The sequence below is a fragment of the Nonomuraea sp. NPDC048881 genome, assembly GCF_040649795.1.
Classification (GTDB): domain Bacteria; phylum Actinomycetota; class Actinomycetes; order Streptosporangiales; family Streptosporangiaceae; genus Nonomuraea.
Genome location: NZ_JBEZGC010000005.1, coordinates 489650 through 504374 on the forward strand (window position 1 = coordinate 489650; position 14725 = coordinate 504374).

Sequence of the window (14725 nt, forward strand, 5' to 3'; positions counted from 1 at the left end):
TCCCCATGCGGACGGGACGGGCCAAGATGAGTTCACCTGGCGAACTCAGGAGTCGCGATGACCTCGACCGTCCACCGCACCTGTCCCCTCTGCGAGGCCGTCTGCGGCCTGACGCTCACCCTCGACGACGGCGGCCACGTCACCGGCGTCCGCGGCGACCGGGACGACCCGTTCAGCAAGGGGTTCATCTGCCCCAAGGGCGCGAGCCTGGGCCGCCTCGACGAGGACCCCGACCGCCTGCGCGAGCCGCTGATCCGCGAGGGCGACCAGTGGCGCGAGGCGAGCTGGGAGGAGGCGTTCGAGGCCGTCCGGCAGGGCCTGGCCCGCGTCACCGAGCGGCACGGACGCCGGTCGGTGGCGGTCTACCTGGGCAACCCCAACGCCCACACGATGGCCGGCGGCCTCTACGCCGGGCCGCTGGTCAAGGCGCTCGGCACCCGGAACGTCTTCACCGCCGCCACCGCCGACCAGATGCCCAAGCACGTCGCCAGCGGCCTGATGTTCGGCCACCCGCTGGCCGTCCCGGTGCCCGACCTGGACCGGACCGACTTCCTGCTGATGCTGGGCGCCAACCCGCTGGAGTCGAACGGCTCGCTGTGCACCGCCCCCGACTTCCCCGGCCGGCTGAAGGCCCTGCGCCGGCGCGGCGGCAGGCTCGTCGTGGTGGACCCGCGCCGGACCAGGACGGCGGCGCTGGCCGACGAGCACGTCTTCGTCCGGCCGGGCTCGGACGCGTACCTGCTGTTCGGGATCGTGCACACGCTGTTCGCCGAGGACCTGGCCAGGCCGTGGCACGAGGTCAACGGGCTGGCCGAGGTGCGCGAGGCGGCCAAGCACTTCCCGCCGGAGGCGGTCTCCCGGCGTACCGGCGTGCCGGCCGCGACGATCGTCCGGCTGGCCAGGGAGCTGGCCGGCGCGCGGACGGCCGCCGTGTACGCCCGGATGGGCACGTGCACGACCGAGCTCGGCACGCTGGCCCAGTGGCTCGTGGACGTGCTCAACGTGCTCACCGGCAACCTCGACCGGCCCGGCGGGGCCATGTTCCCCAAGCCGGCGACCGAGTTCGGGGCGCGGCGGCGGCCGTACGCGGTGGGCCGGTGGCGCAGCCGGGTGCGGGGGCTGCCCGAGGCCAACGGCGAGCTGCCCGTGGCCACGCTGGCCGACGAGATCGAGACGCCGGGCGAGGGCCAGGTCAGGATGCTGGTCACGATCGCGGGCAACCCGGTGTTGTCCGCGCCGCACGGCGACCGGCTGGAGGCGGCCTTCGCCGGGCTCGACTTCATGGTGAGCGTCGATCCGTACCTGAACGAGACCACCCGGCACGCGCACGTGATCCTGCCGCCGCCGCGCGTGCTGCAGTCGGGCCACTACGACTTCGCGCTGCTCGGATTCGCCGTACGCAACTACGCCCGTTACTCGCGCCCCGCGCTGCCGCTGGACGGACGGCCCAGCGAGGCCCGGATCCTGGCCGGACTGGCCGTGATCGCGTCCGGCCTGGACGGGCCGGCAGGGCCGGACGGCCCGGCAGCGGACCTGGACGAGTTCCTGATCGGCGAGATGCTGCGCAAGGCCGTGCAGACGCCCGGCTCCGGCGTCGAGGGACACGACGTGGCCGCGCTGCGGGCCGCGCTGGAGGGCGAGACGGGCGCCGAACGCAGGCTGGACCTCATGCTCCGGCTCGGCCCGTACGGCGAATGGGCCGGCAAGGGCGACCTGTCGCTGCGCAAGCTGCTCGACCACCCGCACGGCCTGGACCTCGGCGCGCTGGAGCCCCGGCTGCCCGAGGTGCTGAAGACCGCCTCCGGCGTGATCGAGCTGGCCCCGCCGCAGCTCCTCGACGACGTCGAGCGCCTGCGCGGCGGGCTGGCGGCGGAGCCGCCGGACATCGTGCTGATCGGGCGGCGGCACCTGCGCTCCAACAACAGCTGGCTGCACAACGTGGGCCCGCTGGTCGGCGGCACCAACACCTGCACGCTGCAGATCAACCCCGCCGACGTGGCCAGGCTGGGCCTGGCCGGCCAGGCCGTGGTCACCTCGGCCACCGGAAGTCTCACGGTGACGCTGGAGCCCACCGACACGATCATGCCGGGCGTGGTGAGCCTGCCGCACGGCTGGGGGCACGCGGGCAGCACGCAGCAGGTGGCGGCCCAACACGCCGGTGTCAACACGAACGTGCTGACGGACGAATCCGCCCTGGATATCCCAAGTGGTAACGCAGTGTTCAACGGAGTTCCGGTCACGATTTCACCAACCGGGGTGATCACCGCACATTAGGGTGTCGCGCGTGACTATCGCGCCAGAAGAGGACCGCCTGTACGCCCAGATCGCGTTCGCCGTCGAGATCGACAAGTTGAAGCGGATCATCCGCCGCAACCATCTGATCGACGGGTCGCGGCGGGAGAACTCCGCCGAGCACTCCTGGTACGTGGGCACGCTGGCGATGGTCCTCGGCGAGCACGCCCCGCCCGGAACGGACCTCCAGCGGGTGGTGGCGATGTTACTCGTGCACGACCTGGTCGAGATCGACGCCGGCGACACCTTCGTCTACGACCACGTGGCGGTCGCCGCCCAGGCCGCCGCCGAGACCGCCGCGGCCGACCGCATCTTCGGCCTGCTCCCCGCGGAGCAGGGCGCCCGGCTGCGGGAGCTCTGGGACGAGTTCGAGGCCAGGCGGACGCCGGAGGCCAGGTTCGCCAAGGCGCTCGACCGGTTCGCGCCGATCCTGGCCAACCACCACACCGAGGGCGGCACGTGGCCGCTGTTCAAGGTGACGGCCGGCGAGGTCAGGGAGAAGGTGCGGATCATCCAGGAGGGATCGGCCTCTCTCGGCGCGTACGCGCTGGAGCTGGTAGAACTCTCCGTGGCCAGGGGACACCTCTCCGAGTGATCCCGTCAAGGCCGGGGTAGGGGACTTGTCGTGAAAGAGACAGTGCGAGCGAGACGTCGGCAATTGCGGGGTTTCGTCGGTCCGGTTGACCTCGCCGATCGACTTGAGAAGTCGAAGGCGATGGACAAACCGATCCGGGGGCTGGCCAAAGTCGTCCGCGAGCGCCTGCGTCAGGGCACTCTGCGCGACCTGCTGCACGGCGTGCCCACGGGGAAACCGCTGCACCCGCCGCTGGCCACGGTCACGCTCGGCTGCTGGCTGTCGGCCGCCGTGCTCGACCTGGCCCACGCCGACCCCAGGGCGAGCAGGCTGCTCCTGGCCACGGGCATCGTCAACGCGCTGCCCACGGCGGCGGCCGGGCTGACCGACTGGTCCTCGCTCCACCGCGAGCAGCAGCGCGTGGGCTTCGTGCACATGGCCGCCAACATGACCGCCCTGGGCCTGATGTCGGCCTCGCTGGTGGCCCGGCTGCGCGGCGCCGAGCGGGCCGGGCGCGTGTTGTCCTACGTCGGGCTCGGGCTGGGCGGGCTGGGCGGCTACCTCGGCGGCCACATGGCCTACCGGCAGGCCGCGGGGGCCAACCACGCGCCGCAGGTCGCCCATCTCGTACCGCTGGGCTGGCACGACCTGTGCCCGCTCAAGGACCTGCCCGACGGCAGGCCGGTCGCGCGCCGGCTCGGCTACATCCAGCTCTTCGTGCTGCGCCAGGGCGACGGGGTGACCGTGCTGGCCGACCGCTGCCCGCACCTGGCCGGCCCGCTGCACCAGGGCCGGCTGGTCATGGAGGACGGCGAGGCGTGCGTGGTCTGCCCGTGGCACAGCAGCACGTTCCGGCTGGCCGACGGCTCGGTGAAGCACGGTCCCGCGACCGCGCCCGCGCCCATGTTCGAGACCCGCGTCCGCCGCGACGGCACGATCCAGGTACGGCCGGGATTGACCTGAACTTAACTTGAGGTCCTACCGTCGGGGCCATGAGCAAAATTCTGGTGACCGGCGCGACCGGCAATGTGGGCAAACATGTGGTCTCCCAGCTCGCGGAGGCGGGCCTGGACGTGCGGGCGCTGGTCAGGAACCCCGACAAGGCCCGGCTCCCCGAGGGCGTGGAGGCGGTGCGCGGCGACCTGACCGTGCCCGAGACCCTTGAACCGGCGTTGCGGGACGTCGAGAGCGTCTTCCTGCTGTGGCCCGGCTACTCCGAGGCGGCGACCGCGGGCGCGGTGACGGCCCTCGCCAGGCACGCCCGCCGCGTGGTCTACCTGTCCGCCGACGTCGAGGACCTGGCCGACGGCGAGGAGCCGACGCTGTTCCACCAGAGTGTCGAGCGGCTGATCCGGCATTCCGGCCTGGCCTGGACGTTCCTGCGGCCCGGCGGCTTCGCCGCCAACACGCTGGGCTGGGCCGCCCAGATCCGGCAGGGCGTCGTGCGCTGGCCGTTCGGGCAGGCGGTCAGGGCGCTGATCCACGAGAAGGACATCGCCGCGGTGGCCGCGCACGTGCTCACCTCGGCCGGCCACACGGGCGGCAAGTACGTGCTCTCCGGCCCCGAACAGCTCACCCAGGCCGAGCAGGTGCGGATCATCGGCGAGGTGGCCGGGCACGAGGTGCGCTGGGAGGAGCAGCCGCTGGACGAGGCCCGCGCGCACCTGACGGCCGCCTGGGGCGATCCCGGGTTCGTGGAGGCCGCGCTGAAGGGCTGGGGGGCGGCGGTGCACAACCCCGAGCGGGTGACCGACACGGTGGAGCGGCTGCTCGGCCGGCCCGCGCTGACCTTCCGCCAGTGGGCCGAGGACCACGTGGCGGACTTCCGCTAGTCGTCGCCTGCGGCTTCGTCGGCCGGATGCTCCACGAGGGCGAGGATCCGGCTGGACATGAAGCGGGCCGTGCGCACCGGCGTGCCGCTCCGGGTGACCTCGCTCACCTCCACCAGCCCGCGCCGGTTGGCCACCTCGACGCGCCGGCCCGCGCGGGTGGCCGTGACCTCGTAGGTTCGCGGGGAGCCGCCCGCGTCGATGACGATCTCCACCCGATCACCCTTCATGTACTGATTTATACCCACTTGAGCCGGTATTTATCCGTACATGTGTTTGAGTTATTCCTCGGGGTTCTTCGGCGCGGGCGGGGCGAACAGCCCGCCCAGCCCTTCCAGCACCTTGCCCATCTCCGAGGGCACGATCCAGACCTTGTTGGCGTCGCCCTTGGCGATCTCGGGCAGGGTCTGGAGGTAGTGGTAGGCCAGCAGTCGCTGGTCGGGCTTCCCGTCGTGGATGGCCTTGAAGACCATGCCGATCGCGTCCGCCTGGCCCTTGGCGCGCATGGCCTGGGCCTCGGCGTCCGCCTGCGCCCGCAGCACGGCGGCCTCCGCCTCGCCCCTGGCGCGCAGCACGGCGGCCTGCTTGTCGCCCTCGGCGGCCAGGATCGCCGCCTGGCGCTGCCCCTCGGCGGCCAGCACGGCGGCGCGCTTGTCCCGGTCGGCGCGCATCTGCTTCTCCATCGAGTCCTGGATGGAGACGGGCGGGTCGATGGCCTTCAGCTCGACCCTGTTGACCCGGATGCCCCACTTGCCGGTGGCCTCGTCGAGGCTGCCGCGCAGCTCGGTGTTGATCTCCTCGCGCGAGGTCAGCGTGCGTTCCAGGTCCATGCCGCCGACCACGTTGCGCAGCGTGGTGACGGTGAGCTGCTCGACGCCGATCAGGAAGTTCGCGATCTCGTACGTGGCCGCCTTGGGGTTGGTGACCTGGAAGTAGATCACCGTGTCGATCGACACCACCAGGTTGTCGGACGTGATCACCGGCTGCGGCGGGAACGAGACCACCTGTTCCCGCAGGTCGATCAGGTCCTTGATGCGGTCGACGAACGGGACCACCATGTTGAGGCCGGGCGTCAGCGTGCGGTGGTAGCGGCCCAGCCGTTCGATGATGGCGGCCGTGGCCTGCGGGATGATGCGGATGCTGCGGGCCACCACGAAGCCCATCGCCGCGACCACGACGAGGGCGACGACGAGCTGCTCGGTCGACATGGCGAAGCTCCGGAGTCGAGGGGACCGACTCGGTGCATGATATTTCGTTTCACCTTTAGGCGACCGATATCCGCATAAATGGTGATCCAGTGAGGTCAGTATGCCCGGGCGTACCAGCGGCCCTCGGCACTCCGGTCGAGCGTCAGCGGCACCCCGAACGTACGGGACAGGTTGTCGGCCGTCATCACGTGGTCGAGCGGCCCCTGCGCCACCACGGACCCGTGCCGCAGCAGCAGGCCGTGCGTGAACCCGCTCGGCACCTCCTCGACGTGATGCGTCACCAGCACCAGCGTCGGCGAGCGGTAGTCGCCGGCCAGCGCCGACAGCCGGCGCACCAGGTCTTCCCGGCCGCCCAGGTCGAGGCCGGCGGCCGGCTCGTCGAGCAGGAGGATCTCCGGGTCGGGCATGAGCGCGCGGGCGATCTGCACCCGCTTGCGCTCGCCCTCCGACAGGGTGCCGAACCGCCGCCTGATCAGGTGGGCCGCACCCATCATGTCGATCAGCTCGACGGCCCTGGTCACGTCGTTGGAGTCGTACTCCTCCGTCCAGCGGCCCATGATGGCGTACGAGGCGGTCAGGACGAGGTCGATGACCTTCTCCTCCGGCGGGATGCGCTCGGCCAGCGCGGCGCTCGCCAGCCCGATGCGCGGCCGCAGGTCGAACACGTCGGTCTGCCCCAGCCGCTCCCCCAGCACCTCGACCACGCCCTCGGTCGGATAGAGCAACGTCGCGGCGACCTGCAACAACGTGGTCTTGCCCGCGCCGTTGGGACCGATGACGACCCAGCGCTCGTCCTCGTTGACCGTCCAGTCGATGCCGCGCAGCAGGGCCGCTCCGTCGCGCCTGACGGCGACGTCCTGGAGCCGCAGCACCTGACCACCCATCCCCGTTCCCTCCCTTGGAGTCACCCTGGGGACCTTTGGAGTCGCCCTGGGGACAAACCTATTGCAGGGCGAGCGCTTATCGTGGATCGGTGCACCCTGAATCACCTGTCTGTCCCTCGCTCGTCGCCTGGGGCAACGCGTGGCTCTCCGGTCACGTCGGCCTCGACGAGGCGGCTGACCACGTGGAAGCCGTCGCGGGGCCCGTCGTCGCCGGTGACGTGCCGCTGCGTAAATACCTCGCAAACCTGCGGTCCGACGGCCTGCACGAGTTCCGGCTCGCCCTTCCCGCGCCCGGCGACCCGCTCGGGCTGTCCGGGCCGGCGACGTTCAACTCCTCCGCCGTCGACGCCGGGCAGGCCGCGGTCGCCGTGCTGCGCGACCGGCGGCTCGGCCTGGTGCCCGTCCCCGACCGGCGCGGCTCCTCGTACGTGGGGACCCGCCTGGAGGTGCACGACGCCGGGCCCGTACGCCAGGACCTGCCCTCGCTGGCCGAGGCCGAGCACGAGCTGTCGTCGGCCATGCGCGCCGCCACCGAGGCGCTGACCGGCGTCGAAGGCCCGGCCCAGGCCCGGCCCGACCGGCCCGGGCGCGGCGGCGAGCTGGCCCCCGGCTACCCGGCCCGCGCCCACCGCGTCTCCACGCTGGCCACCCGGCTGGCCGCCGTCCTCGTCCTGGCCGACGACCGCGGGCTCACCTCGACGCAGGTCGCGGCCAGGGCCACGGCCCTGCGGGAGCTCGACCGGGCCGTCCGCCGCGCCCTGGTGGCCGCCCATCACGCCATCTTCGAGCCGGTACACCACTCGTAGGCGGCTCAGGACCCGGCCTCCTCCTTCGGCTTCCAGACGCGGATGACCTTGTCCTTGCCGGCCGACACGACGACCGGGCCGCCGTCCGAGGGGACGATCCCGACCGCGTACACGCCGCGCTTGTGGGCCTTGACCGGTTTGCCCAGAGGCTTGTGCGTGTCGGGGTCCCAGAGCCGGATGGTCCCGTCGGTCGAGCCGGACAGCAGGACCGGGCGGCCGCCCAGCGTGCCGAAGGACAAGGAGTAGATGATCTTCTTGTGACCCGACAGGGGCGAGCCGATGGTCTTGCCGGTCTTCGGGTCCCAGATCCGGATCTTCCGGTCCTTGCCGCCGGACGCGACCACCGTCCTGTCTCCGAGCCTGCCGGTGGCCACCGCGTACACGCCCTTCGCGTGCCCCTTGTACGCCTTTCCGTACGGCTTGTGGCGGGCCACGTCCCACAGGCGCAGGGTCGCGTCCTCGCCTGCCGAGACGACGATCGCGCGGTCGCCGAGGTGGGTGGCGTTGAGCCAGTTCACGGACGTGCGGTGGGCCTTGACGGCCCTGCCGGTGGCCTTGCGCCTCTTCAGGTCCCAGAAGCGCAGCCAGCCGTTGGCGTCCCCGGTCACGGCGATCCACTTGCCGCCCGCCTTGGTCAGCGCGACCGAGTAGACGGCGTCACCGTGCCAGCCGAGGACCTTGCCCTTGTGCGTCTTGAGGTTCCACAGGCGGACGCTGCCGTCGTAGCCCCCGGACACCGCCATGGGGGTCTTGCCCATCATGACGGCGGCCACGGCGTACACCTCCTCGCTGTGGCCCCTCATGGTGGCCAGCGGCTTGTGCCTGCCCAGGTCCCACAGGCGGACGCGGCCGTCCTGGCCACCGGACACCAGCCAGGTCCTGCCGTCGCCCAGGGACAGGGCGGAGACCGTCTGGACGCCCTTGGTGTGGCCCTTGAGCGACTTGCCGTCCTGCTTGCCGATGGCGGCGACGGCCTGCGGCGGCGGGACCGTCTGTGTGGGCACGGGGGTGACGGTGGGACTCGGGACCGGCGTGGACGGCGGGGTGGCGGTGGCGGGCAGCGTCGCCGTGGGCCGGGCGGTGGGCAGAGCGGGGCTCGGGGCCAGAGACGTGGTGGCCTCGGCCGCCGCGCCCGGGCTCGGCGGGTTTTCCGGGCCGAACATCCTCGGCCCCAGGAACAGCACCCCGCCGGCCAGCGCGAGCGCCACGGCGAGCGCGCTGGACACCATGATCGCGCGCCTGCGCCTGGCCCTGACCTCACCGGGCGGCTCGACGGCGGGGGCGTGCCGGAAGAACGCGTCGTTGCCGCTCCCGGCCGGCGCCTGCCGCGACCCCATGGGGTACGGCGGCGGAAACCGCGGCGGCTGCCCGTAGGGTCCTGCGGGCGCCTGCCGGACGTATCGCGTGACCCCCTCCTGCCCGCCGCCCGCCCCAGCCCCTCCGAACGGCGCCCCGGGACCGGCCGCCCCTCCCCCAGCCCCAGCCCCTCCGAACGGCGCCCCCGGACCGGGCGGCCCTCCCCCGGCCCCACCCGCCCCAGGCCCTCTGGACGGTGCCCCCGGACCGGCCGGTCCTCGCCCGGCCCCGCCCGCCGCAGGTGGGCCCTGGACCGCCGGGCGGGCGGCGGGCGGCGGCGGGGTGTAGGACGCCCCGGACGGATTGGCCCACCCGGTCGGCGCGGGCGCCCCCTGCGGCCCCCGAGCCCCTACCGGCCCCGGATCCCTCACCCCGCCGGCGGGCGCGGGCCCGGACGGCCCGGCGCCCGAGGGCCGGGAACCCGAAGGGAGAGGACCCGAAGGCGGCGGGACCGAAGGGCCGGGGCCGTCGGCGGCGGGGTGGGGGTGGTCGGCGGCGAGCTGGGAGCCGGTGTTGAGGGCGACCTCGGCGTCCCGCTGGGCCGCCGCCCCCTGGTTCTCCAGCAGGGCGAACAGCGCGTCCGCCGCCGTGGGCCGGTCCTCGGCGCGCTTGCTCAGGCACGCCTGCACCAACGGCCGCAGCTCGCCGGGCAGCGCCGACAGGTCCGGCTCCTCGTTCATCACCCGGTAGATGACCGCGGGCAGGCTGTCCTGGCCGAACGCGGGCCGCCCGGTGGCGGCGTACAGCATGGTGAGCGCCCAGCTGAACATGTCGCCGGCGGGCCCCACCCGCTCGCCCGAGATCTGCTCGGGCGACATGTACGCCGGCGTCCCGACCACCCCGCTGCTGATCGTCATCGCCGAGTCCAGCGCCCTGGCGATGCCGAAGTCGATCACGCGCGGCCCGTCGGGCCCCAGCAGCACGTTGCTCGGCTTGAAGTCCCTGTGGACGATCCCGGCCCGGTGGATGGCGGCCAGCGCGGTGACGGTGCCGACGGCCAGCCGGTACAGCGCCCCGCCCTGGCGCGGCCCCTCCCGCTGCACCACGACCTGGAGCGACACCCCGTCGACCAGCTCGCTCACGATGTACGGCTGCTCGCCGTCCAGGTTGGCCCCCAGCACCTGCGCGGTGCAGAACTGGGCGACCCGGCGCGCGGCGGCGACCTCACGCAGGAACCGCTCCCCGTCGAGTCCGGGCCGGTCGAGCAGCGTGTTCAGCAGCTTGATCGCGACAAGCCGCCCGTCGGGCCCCGCCGCCTTGAAGACGACCCCCTGGGCCCCCTTGCCGAGGCGCTCCAGCAGCCGGTAGGCGCCCAGAGATCGCGGATCGCCGGGCTGTAATGGGTGCGTCTCCGGCACCTGGTCCTCCCCTTGCGCTGAGACCCCCGATCGAAGCGTGATGAACCATGCGAAAAGCCCGCAAGCCATCCCAAGTCACGAAAGATCATCGCTCTTTGCGAAAAATTTGCCCTACGCAATAATCACGGAGAAGATCGGGGATTTCCAGCACCGTACGGGGAGCCGTCACATGCGCAAGAGCTTCAGCCTGTTCTTAGTCAGCGGCCTGGCCGCCGTGCCGTTGGTGGCCCCGGCCCAGGCAGAGGCCACGACTACCGCGACAACCACGACGACGCCGGCCGTCGCTGCCAGGGCCAAGCCGTTCTCGAACTTCAAGATCTCCGTTAAGTACAACAACCGCACCAGAAGCGGCGGAAAGATAACTTACTACCTCAAAGCGAAGAATCTGGGGCCGTACTACGCCGACTATTACTGGATCGGCGGACAGGTGCCCAAGGGCGTGGTGCCCACGCTGCGCTGGGGGGCGTCGAAGGGCACGAAGTGCACCTGGGAGGGCCGCTGGTTCTGGTGCTGGGGCAAATTCGTCCTGCCGAAGGGCAAGACGGACTGGCTGAACTTCCAGGTCACCCTGAAGAAGGGCACCAGGGGCGTGGCCGTCGCCAAGCTCGGCGTCATCGCGTACGACGTCGACCAGGGCATGGAGAACATCGACAAGGAAGAGCTCAAGCGCCTCGGCATCAAGGGCTACTCCTGGCTCAGGACGGCCAAGACCAAGATCGTGGTCCCGCCGCGCAAGCCCACCAAGCACTGGACGCCGCCGCCGCCCGTCAAGGAGTACAACCCGCCGGCCAGCCACGAGGAGTCCAATCAGAAGAAGGACACCTGACCGGCTGATCAGGCCAGGCCGTGCCGCACGGCGTACAGCGCGGCCTGGGTCCGGTCCTGGACGCCCAGCTTCATCAGCACATTCGACACATGGGTCTTGACCGTCTTCTCCGCGACGGCGAGGCTGCGCGCGATCTCCCTGTTGGACCGCCCGGCCGCGATCAGGGCGAGCACCTCGCGCTCGCGCTCGGTCAGCGGCGCCGGCCCCGGCACGGCGGCCACCGGCGCCGGGGCGGACAACATCGCCTCGGCCGCCTCCGGCGCGAGCAGCACCTGACCGTTGTGCACCGCCCGCACGGCCTGGACCAGCGCGGACGGATCGACGTCCTTGTAGAGGAAGCCCGCGGCCCCCGCCCGCATCGCCGGGCCCACGTCGGACCGGTCGCTCACGGACGTCAGCACCACCACCCGCGTGGCCGAGCCGGCCAGCCGCTCCAGCGCGCCCAGCCCGTCGAGCACCGGCATCTTCAGGTCGAGCAGCAGCACGTCGGGCGTCAGCTCGCCGACCAGCTCGACAGCCTGCGCGCCGTCGGCCGCCTCGCCGACGACGGTGATGTCGTCCTGCAGGTCGAGGAACGTCCGCAGCCCCTGCCGGACCACCGGATGATCGTCGGCGATCAGCACCCGGATCACACGCCCACCTCCACGCGTACGGTGGTCCCCTGGCCGGGGGCCGAGGAGACCGTCATCGCCCCGCCGACCGACTCCGCCCGGTCGCGCATCGACACCAGGCCGAGGCCGTGCGACTCCCCCTGCTCGAAGCCGTCGCCGTCGTCGTGGACGGTCAGCGCCAGCGTCCCCCCGTCGAGGACCAGACGCACGGACACCCGCGAGGCCCCGGAGTGCCTGAGCGCGTTGTGCAGCGCCTCCTGGGCCACCCGCAGCACGGCCACCTCCACCGCCGAGTCGAGCGGCGGCAGCTCGTCGCACTCGAAGGTGACCAGCGAGGGGTGGAGCCGGTCGAGCATGCGCACGTGCTTGCGCAACGTCTCGGCGAGCCCGTGGCGGTCGAGCTCGGCCGGGCGCAGCTCGACGATCACCGCGCGCAGCTCCGACAGCGCCTCCCCGGCCAGCCGCTGGACGCGTTCGAGCTCGGCGTGCGCCTTCTCGGGGGCCTTGTCCAGCATGGTGGCGGCGGCCTGGGCGGTCAGGCGGAGCGAGAACAGCTTCTGGGTGACCGCGTCGTGCAGCTCGCGGGCCACCCGGTTGCGCTCCTCCAGCATGGCCAGCTCGCGCCCGCGCTCGTAGAGCCGGGCGTTGGTGAGCGCGATGGCGGCGTGCGCGGCGAACAGCGTCAGCAGCTCCTGGTCCTCCTGCGTGAACCCGCCGGGGGTGCGCTTGTTGGCCAGGAAGATGATGCCGATCACCTGGTCGGCGTCGCGGATGGGCACGCCGAGGAAGTCCTTCATCACCGGGTGCGCCTTCGGCCACCACTCGAACCGCGGGTCCTCCCGCAGGTCGGGCAGCCGGGCCGGGGTGCCTTCGCGGAGCATCGCGCCGAGCATGCCGTGCTGCCTGGGCAGCGGGCCGATGGCCTCCCACTGCTTGTCGGTGAGGCCCTCGGCGACGAACTCGGCGAACGAGCCGTCGTCGTCGGGCACGCCGAGCGCGGCGTAGCGGGCGTCGAGGAGGCGCTGCGCCGACCGTACGATGACCTGGAGCACCTCACGGACCGACAGATGGCGGGTGACCGCGAGCACGGCGGAACTCACCGCCTGCAGGATCTCGTCCCGGTCCGATGAGCTCACGGACCCACTCTAGGGTCCCGCTCCAGGGGCGAAGTCCTAGGACGATGTGCCCAGGCGGGAGCGGGCCCTGCGCCCGATGCCGGCGCGGCGCGCCGATCCTAGCGTCGATGTCATGACGAACACCGCTCTCATCACCGGCGCCTCCCGCGGCCTCGGCCTCGCCCTGGCGAGGTCCCTGTCGGAGGCGGGCTGGAACCTCGTGCTCACCGCCCGCGGCGCCGACGAGCTGCGCCGGATCGCCGACGAGCTGGGCGCCACCGCGATCCCCGGCGACGTGACCGACCCCGAGCACATCGCGCGGCTGGGACGGGCCGTGCCCCAGCTGGACCTCCTGGTCAACAACGCCAGTGACCTCGGGGTGACCCCGCTGCCGCCGCTGGCGGGCTACCCGCTGGAGGCGTTCCGGGTCCTGCTGGAGACGAACGTGACCGCGCCGCTCGCGCTCATCCAGGCCACGCTGCCCGCCCTGCGCGCGGCCGGCGGAGCCGTGGTCAACATCACCTCCGACGCCGCCACCGGCGCCTACGCGGGCTGGGGCGGCTACGGCGCGACCAAGGCCGCCCTGGAGCAGCTGTCGAACGTGCTGGCCGCCGAGGAGCCCGGCCTGCGGGTCTGGTGGGCCGATCCCGGCGAGATGAACACCCGCATGCTCGCCGACGCCGTCGGGGCGGAGGAGGCGTCGTCGGCCACCGACCCCGCCAAGGTGGCCGCGGCGCTGCGCGACCTGGTCACGTCCCGGCCGGCCGGCGGGAAGGTGAGCCTGCAATGACGGCGCTGCTGGACTTCGCGCTGCCCGACGACCTGTCGGCCCACGAGCCACCCGAGGCGCGCGGGCTGGCCAGGGACGCGGTGCGCCTGATGGTCTCGCGCGGCGAGGCCGAGCCCGCCCACCACCGGTTCGGCGACCTGCCCGGACTGCTCGACCCCGGCGACCTGATCGTGGTCAACAACTCGGCGACGCTGCCCGCGGCGGTCCGGCTCGACCGGCTCGCGGTGCATTTCTCCACCGCCCGCGAGGACGGCACCTGGCTGGTCGAGCTGCGCCGCAGGACGGCCAAGGCGTCCGAGCCGTACGGGGGCGGCGAGCCGGGCGAGTGGCTGCCGCTGCCCGGCCGGGCCACGCTGCGGCTGATCGAACGGGAGACGCCGCGGCTGTGGCGGGCGCGACTGGACCGGGACGTGCTGCCGTACCTGCGCGAGCACGGCCGGCCGATCCGCTACTCGTACGTGCCGGCCGACTGGCCCATCGACGCCTACCAGACGGTGTTCGCCACCGTGCCGGGCAGCGCGGAGATGCCGAGCGCGGCCCGGCCGTTCACCTCCGAGCTGGTCACCGCGCTGGTCTCGCGGGGCGTGACGATCGCGCCCGTCACGCTGCACACCGGCGTGGCCTCGCCGGAGAAGGACGAGCGGCCCTACGCCGAGCGGTACGAGGTGCCCGCCGCCACCGCCCGGCTGGTCAACCTGACCCGGCGGAACGGCGGCCGGGTGATCGCCGCGGGGACGACCGTCGTGCGCGCCCTGGAGACCGCCGTGGGCCCGGACGGCCTGGTCGGCGCCGCCTCCGGCTGGACCGGCCACGTCGTCACCCCGGCCACCGGGGTACGGGCGGTCACCGGGCTCATCACCGGCCTGCACGAACCTCGCTCCAGCCACCTGCTCATGCTGACGGCGATCGCCGGCGAGAGGGCGCTGGCCCGCGCGTACGAAGAGGCGCTGCGGAAGGGATATCTGTGGCACGAGTTCGGCGACACGCACCTGATTCTGGATAAATAAGCTTTACACACATTTTGCCCTCGTGATAGGAACAGCCGACATTTACGGGGGCTTGTTCAAGCGCGTCCC

Annotated in this window: 14 protein-coding genes; 8 read left to right on the forward strand and 6 right to left on the reverse strand. The window is 72.5% G+C overall.

Features of this window, described 5'->3' with window-relative positions; all coding sequences use genetic code 11:
* Nucleotides 1–57: 57 nt before the first annotated feature.
* The 4 genes from AB0C33_RS21075 to AB0C33_RS21090 all read left to right on the forward strand — a co-directional run bounded on the left by AB0C33_RS21075 (nucleotide 58) and on the right by AB0C33_RS21090 (nucleotide 4698).
* Entirely contained in the window at nucleotides 58–2274 is a 2217-nt protein-coding gene (locus AB0C33_RS21075; RefSeq protein WP_358290377.1) for a molybdopterin-dependent oxidoreductase, read from the forward strand.
* Nucleotide 2275: 1 nt separating this feature from the next.
* A complete protein-coding gene (locus AB0C33_RS21080; RefSeq protein WP_358290380.1) occupies nucleotides 2276–2887 on the forward strand; it encodes an HD domain-containing protein in 612 nt (203 codons plus the stop codon).
* A 120-nt stretch (nucleotides 2888–3007) separates the two neighbouring features.
* Nucleotides 3008–3829 carry a Rieske 2Fe-2S domain-containing protein gene (locus AB0C33_RS21085; RefSeq protein ID WP_358290383.1) on the forward strand — a complete coding sequence of 274 codons (822 nt, stop codon included), beginning with the start codon at nucleotides 3008–3010 and terminating at the stop codon, nucleotides 3827–3829.
* A 29-nt stretch (nucleotides 3830–3858) separates the two neighbouring features.
* Nucleotides 3859–4698, forward strand: a complete 840-nt coding sequence (locus tag AB0C33_RS21090; protein ID WP_358290386.1) for an NAD(P)H-binding protein — start codon at nucleotides 3859–3861, stop codon at nucleotides 4696–4698.
* Here the strand turns inward: AB0C33_RS21090 and AB0C33_RS21095 are convergent.
* From AB0C33_RS21095 to AB0C33_RS21105, 3 genes are all read right to left on the reverse strand, one after another.
* Nucleotides 4695–4925 carry a hypothetical protein gene (locus AB0C33_RS21095; protein WP_352319104.1) on the reverse strand — a complete coding sequence of 77 codons (231 nt, stop codon included), beginning with the start codon at nucleotides 4923–4925 and terminating at the stop codon, nucleotides 4695–4697. The genes AB0C33_RS21090 and AB0C33_RS21095 overlap by 4 nt on opposite strands.
* Nucleotides 4926–4976: 51 nt before the next feature.
* Nucleotides 4977–5903, reverse strand: coding sequence for an SPFH domain-containing protein (locus AB0C33_RS21100; RefSeq protein WP_358290389.1), 927 nt, complete (start codon nucleotides 5901–5903; stop codon nucleotides 4977–4979).
* Between the two features lie 95 nt (nucleotides 5904–5998).
* Entirely contained in the window at nucleotides 5999–6787 is a 789-nt protein-coding gene (locus AB0C33_RS21105) for an ABC transporter ATP-binding protein (RefSeq protein ID WP_358290392.1), read from the reverse strand.
* Between the two features lie 89 nt (nucleotides 6788–6876).
* On the opposite strand from AB0C33_RS21105, the gene AB0C33_RS21110 reads away from it, so the two are divergent.
* Nucleotides 6877–7593, forward strand: a complete 717-nt coding sequence (locus AB0C33_RS21110; RefSeq protein ID WP_358290394.1) for a hypothetical protein — start codon at nucleotides 6877–6879, stop codon at nucleotides 7591–7593.
* 5 nt (nucleotides 7594–7598) lie between these two features.
* Here AB0C33_RS21110 and AB0C33_RS21115 read toward each other — a convergent pair whose 3' ends face one another.
* A complete protein-coding gene (locus AB0C33_RS21115; RefSeq protein ID WP_358290397.1) occupies nucleotides 7599–10307 on the reverse strand; it encodes a serine/threonine-protein kinase in 2709 nt (902 codons plus the stop codon).
* A gap of 169 nt (nucleotides 10308–10476) precedes the next feature.
* On the opposite strand from AB0C33_RS21115, the gene AB0C33_RS21120 reads away from it, so the two are divergent.
* Nucleotides 10477–11133: a hypothetical protein gene (locus AB0C33_RS21120; protein WP_358290400.1), complete on the forward strand. Its 657-nt coding sequence runs from the start codon at nucleotides 10477–10479 to the stop codon at nucleotides 11131–11133.
* 8 nt (nucleotides 11134–11141) lie between these two features.
* On the opposite strand, the gene AB0C33_RS21125 is transcribed toward AB0C33_RS21120, so the two are convergent.
* Nucleotides 11142–11765, reverse strand: a complete 624-nt coding sequence (locus tag AB0C33_RS21125) for a response regulator transcription factor (protein WP_352357384.1) — start codon at nucleotides 11763–11765, stop codon at nucleotides 11142–11144.
* Nucleotides 11762–12880, reverse strand: coding sequence for a GAF domain-containing sensor histidine kinase (locus AB0C33_RS21130; RefSeq protein WP_358290403.1), 1119 nt, complete (start codon nucleotides 12878–12880; stop codon nucleotides 11762–11764). The genes AB0C33_RS21125 and AB0C33_RS21130 overlap by 4 nt, the downstream gene beginning before the upstream one ends.
* Before the next feature lie 112 nt (nucleotides 12881–12992).
* Here AB0C33_RS21130 and AB0C33_RS21135 point away from each other — a divergent pair, with 112 nt between their 5' ends.
* Nucleotides 12993–13649: an SDR family oxidoreductase gene (locus AB0C33_RS21135; RefSeq protein ID WP_358290405.1), complete on the forward strand. Its 657-nt coding sequence runs from the start codon at nucleotides 12993–12995 to the stop codon at nucleotides 13647–13649.
* A complete protein-coding gene (locus AB0C33_RS21140; protein ID WP_358290408.1) occupies nucleotides 13646–14656 on the forward strand; it encodes an S-adenosylmethionine:tRNA ribosyltransferase-isomerase in 1011 nt (336 codons plus the stop codon). The genes AB0C33_RS21135 and AB0C33_RS21140 overlap by 4 nt, the downstream gene beginning before the upstream one ends.
* Nucleotides 14657–14725: the final 69 nt, after the last annotated feature.

Excerpts from the sequence above, each read along its gene's own strand:
- AB0C33_RS21135 (WP_358290405.1), top strand. The coding sequence starts at position 12,993 with ATGACGAACACCGCTCTCATCACCGGCGCCTCCCGCGGCCTCGGCCTC.
- AB0C33_RS21100 (WP_358290389.1), bottom strand. The coding sequence starts at position 5,903 with ATGTCGACCGAGCAGCTCGTCGTCGCCCTCGTCGTGGTCGCGGCGATG.
- AB0C33_RS21090 (WP_358290386.1), top strand. The coding sequence starts at position 3,859 with ATGAGCAAAATTCTGGTGACCGGCGCGACCGGCAATGTGGGCAAACAT.
- AB0C33_RS21075 (WP_358290377.1), top strand. The coding sequence starts at position 58 with ATGACCTCGACCGTCCACCGCACCTGTCCCCTCTGCGAGGCCGTCTGC.
- AB0C33_RS21105 (WP_358290392.1), bottom strand. The coding sequence starts at position 6,787 with ATGGGTGGTCAGGTGCTGCGGCTCCAGGACGTCGCCGTCAGGCGCGAC.
- AB0C33_RS21085 (WP_358290383.1), top strand. The coding sequence starts at position 3,008 with ATGGACAAACCGATCCGGGGGCTGGCCAAAGTCGTCCGCGAGCGCCTG.
- AB0C33_RS21120 (WP_358290400.1), top strand. The coding sequence starts at position 10,477 with ATGCGCAAGAGCTTCAGCCTGTTCTTAGTCAGCGGCCTGGCCGCCGTG.
- AB0C33_RS21095 (WP_352319104.1), bottom strand. The coding sequence starts at position 4,925 with ATGAAGGGTGATCGGGTGGAGATCGTCATCGACGCGGGCGGCTCCCCG.
- AB0C33_RS21140 (WP_358290408.1), top strand. The coding sequence starts at position 13,646 with ATGACGGCGCTGCTGGACTTCGCGCTGCCCGACGACCTGTCGGCCCAC.